We start from the raw sequence: 8551 nt of genomic DNA, 5'->3' as shown, positions 1-8551 counted from the left end.
GAGGGTTTTGATCAGGTCGCCGCTGCGGCTCCAGAGCTTGACACTGCCATCATATCCGCCCGTGGCGAGGGTTTGCCCATCCTCACTCCAGCTCACACTCCTGACACTGCCTTGCTGGGCATCGAGGGTTTTGATCAGGTCGCCGCTGCGGCTCCAGAGCTTGACACTGCCATCATCTCCGCCCGTGGCGAGGGTTTGCCCATCCCCACTCCAGCTCACACTAAAGACACTGCCTTGCTGGGCATCGAGGGTTTTGATCAGGTCGCCGCTGCGGCTCCAGAGCTTGACACTGCCATCATATCCGCCCGTGGCGAGGGTTTGCCCATCCTCACTCCAGCTCACACTCCTGACAAGGCTTTGACGAGTTGGAATGGCGTGCTTCCACTGAATGGCACTCAAAATTTGGTTTAGAGAATAGAGGGGGCTGGTGGCGGGGTAGTTTGCCAGTGCCAGTTTGCCATTGATTAGAGTGGCATTGGGTTCTTGTGCTTTTTGCTGTACCAGGGTTTGCAGTTGCTCTCCTGCCTTCAATGCCGCCATTAGCCCGCCGATCTGATCGTTCTCAAATTGGCGTAGAGCCTGGGTGCTTTGCCGTTCGATCTGGGTGATAGTCCGGGCTTCTGTCAGGGCAGCTTCTGCCTGGGCTCGGGTTGCCAGGGCTGCTCCGGCATCCGCTTCTGCTCTCTGAGCCTGATCCTGAGCAGCTTCAGCCTGCCGCAGAGCCTCTGCCCGGGTTCGGTCTGCCTGGGCTTTTGCTCGGTTTGCCTGGCTTAACTGCCCCGTCGCCTGGTCAACGGCTTGTTGTGCCTCTTCTTCTATAGCCCTTGCCTGGGCGATCGCCTGCCGTCCTAGTGCCCTGCTGCGTCTTACCTCTGCCTGAGCATCTGTTGCATCTTGTCTGCTGCGATTTGCTTCCTCTTGAGCCGTTGTTGCTTCCGCTTGCGCTTGTTTCGCCTGTGCCAGGGCATCTCTAGCCGTGCTAAACCGATCTCCTGCCAGGCTAAATGCCCCGATCGCCAGTGCAGTCGCCCCGATCGCCAACACCGATGTAATCGTCAACGTCCGGCGATTGCGTTTAATCCGCTGTTCGGTTGCCAGTAATTGCTGATTGGCGGATTCCAGTTCCGCTTCTGCCTGTTGTCGGGCAGCGGTCAAAATTTGGTTGGCTTCTGCTTCTGCTGCCAGCCGTTGCGCCACCTCGCCCATTTCGGCATCCTGGCTCCGGCGCAAAAAGCGCGAGTCCACATCGCTCAGTTGTTTGCCATCAGACCAGGCGATCGCCTCCTTCAGTGCCTCGCCCCGTAGCAGGTGGGAGGTATCACCGGATTTTAGCCAGGCAGCGATCGCGGCTCCATAATAGGTTGGGCGCAACTTCGCCAGTTCGCCATCTACCCAGTCCCGGTTAAACACCTGCTGATAGATGCGGTTATAGACCCGCAAGCAGCCATCTCGCTTTACCACCAGTCCCGTCAGCCGCAGTTCCACCTGCTCCGGGCTGTCATTGGCAGGGATCTTTTCCTGTTGCACAATTTGCTGATACATCCCCAGCAGTAGCCCACTCCGCTGTTCCCCGCTGAGCAGGAGGCGATCGCGAATCGTCTTCAGGTGTTCGGGGGTGTCCTGGGCTTCCCAGTTGTCAATGATCCGCCGCTGTACCAGGTCTTCCACCCAGGCAGATTCCTGTCCCGCAGACGGGGCATCTGCCACACTCAAGATCAGCTTACACACCTTCTGCGTCAGAAAGGGTTGTCCCCCCGTCCACTCCAGCACCGCCCGCATCAACGGTTCCGGTTGGCTCACTTTGACTGCCAATCCCTGCATTAACGGCTGGGCTTCCTCCAGTTGAAATCCCATCAAATCAATGGGACGACCGATATTGAAAGGAGTTCGCTGTTTGTCTGAAATCAGATCTGCCGGAGTTGTGACCCCCAGCAATGCCAGAGTTAGCCGTCGATAGGTGGGCTTCTCTGCTCGACGGTTATACCAGTCCCGAAGCAGGGCAAAGAAATCATCCAGCTTGAAAGGCATACTGAGAACGCTGTCAATTTCATCAATGAAAATGACAATCGGCTGGGAAATAGCAGGCAGCAGTACCTCATCGATAAACTTGTCAAAGCGACGCACAAAGGTCAGCAGCCGATGCTCCTCCCACCAGCTATACAAGTCAAAAGTGTCGTAAAGCTCCAGGCTGCTGACGATACTGTCGATCACACTGCTGTACCACTGCTCTGGCTCCATATCAGCAGTGCCAATGCGGGTCAGGTCGATCGCCGCACAGGCAACCCCGTCTTCCAGCAATCGCTGCATCGTCTGCACCTTCAGGCTGGACTTCCCCATCTGCCGCGAATTCAGCACATAGCAAAACTCTCCAGCTTTGAGAGCCTGATAGAAAACATCATCCGCCTGCCGTTTCACATAGGTCGAAGCATCGGCGGGCAGACTACCCCCCACCTGATAGGCATCAACGTGGGGAGAACCGGGGGAAGCATGAGAGGGGGTATCTACCATTGCCTTACTCCGCGAGTTTCGTGGCGATCGCTTGAAATAGCTCATCAAACTCAGACTGGCTATGCATCTCTGAGGTCAGCGTATTCATATTCTTCAGAATGCCTGTTAATCCCGCAATCGTATGGCGAATTTGCGTGTACTGGTCGATCTCTTCCCGAAATCCCTGCAAATTGGCAGGAGAAACACCATGCATAGCCTCTTCCAATTTCTTGATCCGGTCTTCCCAGTAGCGCACGTACTCGATCCGTTCTATCGGGTCATAGATTTGGGCATCCGCTAAAACAACGGGAAAGATGCGATCGTGAAACTGACCGTTCTCTGCAATCTGCACCAGTTCAAACATACAGTTGGGCGATTTCAGATACTTGTCACTGATCACCGCAATCACACACTTGCCACGCCCGATCCGCTCCATAAACTCTTTGATCAAGCCCTTATATCCCAGGTTGCGCTTATCCCGGATCAGCGTCACCCCCTTGCCCTGAAATGCTGCATCCAGTTGGTTGACAAAGTCTTCTCTTTCACCGCCCCAGGCGTAGGAGAGGTAGATTTCGGGGGTGGGTTCGGCTGGAGCGGCGGGGAGTTGGGGATTGGGGAGTGAGGGAGTAGGGATGGGGGCGATCGCCTCCCGCTCTTCATCCTCCAGATCCAGCAAACGTTCCCGAAAATACTGGCGATAGAGGTTGCACATTGGCACCACACAGCTGCCCTCAAACCGCACCAGCCCCAGACTGGTCAGCTTAAACGCCTCACTGGTGCCAATGGAAATGGGCTGATCCACTGCAATTACCTGCTTCATGGCGGCTAACAACTCCGTGTCACCTTCCAGATTCAGCAAATGTCGCCGCAGATGTTCGCCATACAGTCCCCCTTCCGTTGGGGCAATCTGCAACAGTTGCGCCAGTGACAGTTCCTCCCGTGCCACCTGATAGAGAGCCATCCGTACCAGATAGGGATGACCACCCACCATGCCCATCAATTGTGGCAGTTCAGCCTCACCCCAGGTCAGCCCATGACGCTGCACCAAATCTCCCACCTGTGCCTGGGTCAGCGGAGGCAGTTCAATCGGCACTCCCACATTAAACGGAGATTGGTTAATGTTTAGGGGGATGTAGACTTCCTTAGAATGGACGATCACCAGACGCAGGTTTTTCCAGATGGGCTTAATCTTGGCGTCCTCATGCCATGCCCGTAACATGCCAAAAAAATCAGTGGCGATCGTCGGATACTCAAACACCTGATCCACTTCATCCAGGCAGAGCACGATGGGGCAGTTCACCGTCGGCAGCAGATATCGTTGGAAGTAATTGGTGCATTTGTTTTTGGGGCTGACAGTCCCCTTCCAGAAATCCGCCAGCCGATCGTCTAGATTCAGCTCACCCGTAATGCTGGTACAGAACCACTGCAAAAACTGATCCAGGCTGCTGAGGGATTCCCGATCCACCAGTTGAAAGTTCAACACTGCCGACTGGTAATCCTGGTCATTGCCGTAACTGAAGATCCGGAGCATCAGGGAAGATTTGCCCATCTGCCGGGGTGCCTTGATCCGAATCAATGCCCCTGGTTTGGCGATCGCCTCATAACATCGGGCTTCTATAGGGGGACGCTCTACATAAAACGGCGACTCTAAGGGCACCTGTCCCTCTGGTTCATCTAAAGCAGCAAGTTTCAGAATCGGTTTCTTCTTTTTGGCTGAACCACTCATACCGTAGGTCTCAGGTGCAGGGGGCTATCTAAAGAGATATTACCTCTTCTGAATTAATATTCAAATGTGAACAGAATTAACCCTAGACCTGCATCAATTCAACTTCAACCTGAAATGATTCAACGTTGACCTGAATCAATGTCGATGCAGAGTTTCACAATTCCCCGTCGCAACCAGTTTCTCAAGCAAATTCGGCAGTTCATGCTTCAGCTATAAGGTGGTGTTCCAAACCTGTTGATAACCTCTGTAAGACCCCCTGTAGTCCCCCTTGGTAAGGGGGACGGCGACAGCCAGGGGTTAGTAGCAACAGGTCTGAAACACTACCCAGCTATAAGAAGTCGAGATGGGCTGAGAGGTCAATCTATTTCGATCTCTACATCTAAGATGGTTTACAAAAGTCAGAATCCCCACATCCCTTGCTAAATCTAGGATGTGAGGATTCAGTTTTGAGTAAAAAGATGGCTCAGGCGGGATTTGAACCTGCGACCTTGGGCTTATGAGTCCCCCATCTAACTCTCTCTGATCCCCACCTAGAGAGCATTCTCCTAATTCTAGTCTTTAGGTTGCCTAAAATTAAGTCTATATAATAAGTGAGATTACCCCTCATTTCGACGACTCCATCCACCTGTGGCACTGTCCAATCTAGCTGCAATTCCCTCTAACCGATTGGAAATTCCAAGGATGTAAGCCTTCATCTCAATCAAAGTATCGTGTAATTTGTCATTATCCTCTTGCAAACTACACAAGGCTTGCTGAGCTTGCTCATAGTTGCGCTTGATATGGGCAAAATCTCGTTCAGCCGCATATGCTTTAGTTTTGCCGTTGACATACCAGGTCAACCCAGCGGCTCCAGTTGTAATGACTCCTAAGCCTAACCCTGCTAAGCCAATTAAAAGATTTGTCAATTCACTATTCATAAGTCATCTGGCTCCACTGGAGATGAGATAGTGTTCTACGATTGAACGTTGAATTAGGCTCAAGGGATTCCCCAAACCTTGACTCGTGATGGTTAAACCATGAGCGTGATCCCCTGCCCATTGAATTGAGACATTATGACCGTGTAAACCGTCAGCTCCAATTGAGTGAGCATGATCACCTACCGTAGAGGTGCTGAGGGTGTTGTATGTCCCTGCGTTGTTACTTCTAAGCGGTCTAAAGTTGCCGATCGCTGCATTGCCATGAGCATCGAATGAGTGGGCATGACTGCCAGCGGCACCCGTTCCCCCTGTATGACTGTGATAGCCTTGAGCATCGGTCGAGGCTGTATGAAAGTGAGTGCCCGCATTGGCGATCGCACTGCCAGGGTGATTATGAGAAGGCAGGTGATTAATGGTGAGAATCATCGAGTCTTGACCGATAAATGTTCCGCGTGTGCGGGTTACAGTGTCTACCACACCCGCTCCGATGAATGTTCGACCTCTTAAATCAGGTAAAGCAATTTGCCGATCGCCCTGCCAATCCTCATCGGCAGAGGTGCCCCGATTGGCTTTACTACCAAGGGAGTAAACTGGGCAGATTTCATTTGGGTAAGACACCCACAAATGCTTAAACAGGGTTTGTGCCCAGTCTTGAGCAATGTTTGCTCCGGATGAAGCATTCCCCAAGGTTCGCACCGTGTTAGATGTCAGCAAAATATAGTAGCCATCTGGCTCAAGGATGTAACCTGAATCGGGCAACTGACCTGCAAAGGGCAGAATAAAACCGGGCGACCGCAAGGGTAGAACGATCGGGTTAATCTCCCCCTGAAACTCCCAAAGCTGGATAGTGATGTTTTCAAGCCAGTGAGGAATTTTTAGCTGGAGTGAGTAAGTCGTAGCAGGAACAAAGCTCGGTAGGTCAATGATTTTGTGCTGATTGAGTGGGATTGACCTGCGAAAGAACTCCAAATTAGGAGCATCGATGATGGGGAATTGTACGAACTGTACTAAATCGAGTGCTTTCCTCCAGGTAGGACGGGGATTTTCAGAGGTGCATGAGAAGTTTAATCTTCTGCAACTCAACCCCTCTAAAACAACGGTGGGAATGGCTTGCCCCGACTGTTGTTCTAGTCTCTGGTCATAGATCTTTACCCAGGTCATGACCTAACTCCAGCTCATTCAATCGCTCGCCATATTCACCGCCATAGAGATACTCAGTCAGCTCTGCATTTGTGGCAGGTCGAAGCAAACCAGAGTCAGCAGAGGCAACAAAGGCGATCTGCTGACTCATGTGCCTCGCAACCTCCACCCAACCGGGTGGAAGGCTGCACGATAACGTCAGGTCAAACTCTGGATCACCCGGCAGAATGAGCAGACTAGGCGACAAATTCACGACCCTGAATCCTCCATCCAGCAGGTAGGCTATCCGCTCGTGATGGGTCGGCAAAGGTTGAGACACTATCCTGGCTCGACCCTGTATCGGTGATTCTCACGGCTCTGGGAGGTTTGGGGTAGGATGCTCCAAACACCAGATCGCGATCGTTCTGAGTGGGAGTCTGAACTCCCAGCCCTGCCAGATCACCCCCGATGCGAGTGGCTGTCGTGTTGTTCAACTGCCATGCATACTTAATTCCGCCAACAGTGACAAAGCGGGTTGAGGCTAGATCAGACGTTCGCGCCCGTCGAATGAACGGACGGGTGAGGCTCCATCCTGCACTTCTCAGTGCCGCCACTTGAGCAATATCGTAGAAACTGGCGGCATGTCCATCGGCAAATTTTCGGGAGGCTCTACCTGGTTTAGGCGCATTCGCCCCAAAAACGATCGCGGGTGGCAGGGCAGACCGATCAACTGCTGTATGCCCTAAAACTCCTCTTCTCTCGCTGTTGACGTTGGTTAGAAAGCCGTAATTGATGCCCGACCCTTGAAACGGGTTTACATACACTTCATCTCGTGAGTCATACCGATTTAGTCCCATTGCTGTGTTCTCCTAAGTTTGTCATTTCAAAAAGTGCGATCGCCCAAACTTAGGGGTTAGCTTTCAGCGGCAACATCAGCGTTGCTGACATCTAAATCAAAGGTGATGGTATAGCCTTGTCTAACCTTGCTGGCATCTACTCCAGTCGGGGTGGCTCGTGTGATGGTCATACGGGAGGGTCTAGCAGCGGCATCCATCGCAGCGTAGGCATTAAAGGCAGTCCGGCAAAGCTCAAACAGCACCTTTCGGGCATCTCCGGTTGAGGTATTAGCTTCACCCGCTGTGAGATTAGTTAATGAAGTTAAGGGAACAAAAACACCCTCTGCTGGAGCTGCTTCACCAGAACCGAGTAACTGATAACCCGTGAAAAGCTGAGTGGGAGTGATGAAAGCCATAGGGAAGAACCTCAGAAATTTTCTTCACCATAAAGGCGGTTCTGGCAGGGTTCAACCTGGTGAAAACACTGAAGAAGTTGCGCCCAGACCCTATGGGTTTGGTTTTTGTACGCTAGATTTCAAGCGTTAAAAAAATTAACATTTTCAGCATTAAATGATTTGCTAAACCTTAAACTGCCATACAGGGTCATTCATGAGAAAGGTCAAAAAAATCGAGGCGACAAACCTAGAATGACAGAGCAGCGTTCTATTAGTCCTGGCTACCCCCATAGCTGGCTCGCTTTATCCTCTGAGAATAATCTGAGGCACAATGAAGACAAAGACCTGGTGAATCGACGATCGCTGAGGGAAACGATATGACAATCCAAGAGCTACTCACCGCTGCACAGCAACTTAGCCTGCATGAACAGATTCGGCTGGTGAGTCAACTGATGCAACTTGTTGCCCAAGAAATGCAATCCACTTCAGTAGATACTCGTCCATCCAGCCCAATAGAAGACCCGTTAATTGGGCTATTCTCTGGTTCTCCCGATCTTGCGACCCAATCTGAAGATATCTTGCAGCAAGAATTGAGTTCAACCTCTGGGTTCTCATGGAAAGAGTCATAGCCGATACAGGTTTTGTTGTGGCTTTAGTCAATCGCGCTGATCAACGCCACGCCGATGTTGCCCCAATCTACTTGCAATATCCACAGATTCTACTGCCTCAAATGGTGCTGGTTGAGGTCGCTTATTTGATTGGGCGAGATGCAGCGATCGCCACCGTCATCCAGTTTTTGAGAGGCTTATCTAGCAGCCGCTTTGAACTGATTGCTGCCACAGATTCTGATCTTGCTCGTATTGCCAATATTTTAGAGCAGTATATTGACAGCAAAATTGATTTTGTGGATGCCTGTGTCATGGCGATCGCAGAACGGCTGAACATCACAACGATTTTGACGATCGACCAGAGAGATTTCAGGCTTTTTAGACCCCATCACTGTGATAGCTTCATTCTCAAACCATAAGAATACCTATGGTAAAGGCTTCGCGCAAAAAAGAGAAAAGAGCA

Annotated in this window: 9 protein-coding genes; 2 read left to right on the top strand and 7 right to left on the bottom strand. The window is 51.5% G+C overall.

All coding sequences use genetic code 11. The features are described 5' to 3' along the window. The 7 genes from H6G89_RS32845 to H6G89_RS32815 form a co-directional block, all read right to left on the bottom strand. Positions 1-2508 (bottom strand): AAA-like domain-containing protein (locus H6G89_RS32845; protein WP_190514224.1); only part of this gene is annotated, 2508 nt, incomplete at its 3' end. A gap of 4 nt (positions 2509-2512) precedes the next feature. Continuing rightward, positions 2513-4213, bottom strand: coding sequence for an AAA-like domain-containing protein (locus tag H6G89_RS32840; protein ID WP_190514223.1), 1701 nt, complete (start codon positions 4211-4213; stop codon positions 2513-2515). 596 nt (positions 4214-4809) lie between these two features. Then, on the bottom strand, positions 4810-5130 hold the full coding sequence (locus H6G89_RS32835) for a hypothetical protein (protein WP_190514222.1): 321 nt from the start codon (positions 5128-5130) through the stop codon (positions 4810-4812). A gap of 3 nt (positions 5131-5133) precedes the next feature. Continuing rightward, positions 5134-6291 carry a hypothetical protein gene (locus H6G89_RS32830; protein WP_190514221.1) on the bottom strand — a complete coding sequence of 386 codons (1158 nt, stop codon included), beginning with the start codon at positions 6289-6291 and terminating at the stop codon, positions 5134-5136. Next, entirely contained in the window at positions 6269-6523 is a 255-nt protein-coding gene (locus H6G89_RS32825; RefSeq protein ID WP_190514220.1) for a hypothetical protein, read from the bottom strand. Before H6G89_RS32825 ends, H6G89_RS32830 begins: the two co-directional genes overlap by 23 nt. Continuing rightward, entirely contained in the window at positions 6507-7106 is a 600-nt protein-coding gene (locus tag H6G89_RS32820; RefSeq protein ID WP_190514219.1) for a hypothetical protein, read from the bottom strand. The genes H6G89_RS32825 and H6G89_RS32820 overlap by 17 nt, the downstream gene beginning before the upstream one ends. Before the next feature lie 56 nt (positions 7107-7162). After that, entirely contained in the window at positions 7163-7501 is a 339-nt protein-coding gene (locus H6G89_RS32815; protein ID WP_190514218.1) for a hypothetical protein, read from the bottom strand. A gap of 356 nt (positions 7502-7857) precedes the next feature. On the opposite strand from H6G89_RS32815, the gene H6G89_RS32810 reads away from it, so the two are divergent. Next, positions 7858-8109, top strand: coding sequence for a hypothetical protein (locus H6G89_RS32810; protein WP_190514226.1), 252 nt, complete (start codon positions 7858-7860; stop codon positions 8107-8109). After that, the gene (locus H6G89_RS32805; RefSeq protein WP_190514217.1) at positions 8094-8507 is read left to right on the top strand and encodes a type II toxin-antitoxin system VapC family toxin; all 414 of its coding nucleotides are present in this window, start codon (positions 8094-8096) and stop codon (positions 8505-8507) included. The genes H6G89_RS32810 and H6G89_RS32805 overlap by 16 nt, the downstream gene beginning before the upstream one ends. The last annotated feature ends 44 nt before the right edge of the window (positions 8508-8551 follow it).

The sequence above is a fragment of the Oscillatoria sp. FACHB-1407 genome, from assembly GCF_014697545.1.
In the GTDB taxonomy this organism is placed as follows: Bacteria; Cyanobacteriota; Cyanobacteriia; order Elainellales; family Elainellaceae; genus FACHB-1407.
The sequence above is the reverse complement of the archived record's forward strand: the minus strand, read 5'-3'. Positions and strand labels throughout refer to the sequence as shown.

Coding starts and splice junctions, on each gene's coding strand:
- H6G89_RS32840 (WP_190514223.1), bottom strand. CDS start 4,213: ATGAGTGGTTCAGCCAAAAAGAAGAAACCGATTCTGAAACTTGCTGCT.
- H6G89_RS32835 (WP_190514222.1), bottom strand. CDS start 5,130: ATGAATAGTGAATTGACAAATCTTTTAATTGGCTTAGCAGGGTTAGGC.
- H6G89_RS32830 (WP_190514221.1), bottom strand. CDS start 6,291: ATGACCTGGGTAAAGATCTATGACCAGAGACTAGAACAACAGTCGGGG.
- H6G89_RS32820 (WP_190514219.1), bottom strand. CDS start 7,106: ATGGGACTAAATCGGTATGACTCACGAGATGAAGTGTATGTAAACCCG.
- H6G89_RS32815 (WP_190514218.1), bottom strand. CDS start 7,501: ATGGCTTTCATCACTCCCACTCAGCTTTTCACGGGTTATCAGTTACTC.
- H6G89_RS32810 (WP_190514226.1), top strand. CDS start 7,858: ATGACAATCCAAGAGCTACTCACCGCTGCACAGCAACTTAGCCTGCAT.
- H6G89_RS32805 (WP_190514217.1), top strand. CDS start 8,094: ATGGAAAGAGTCATAGCCGATACAGGTTTTGTTGTGGCTTTAGTCAAT.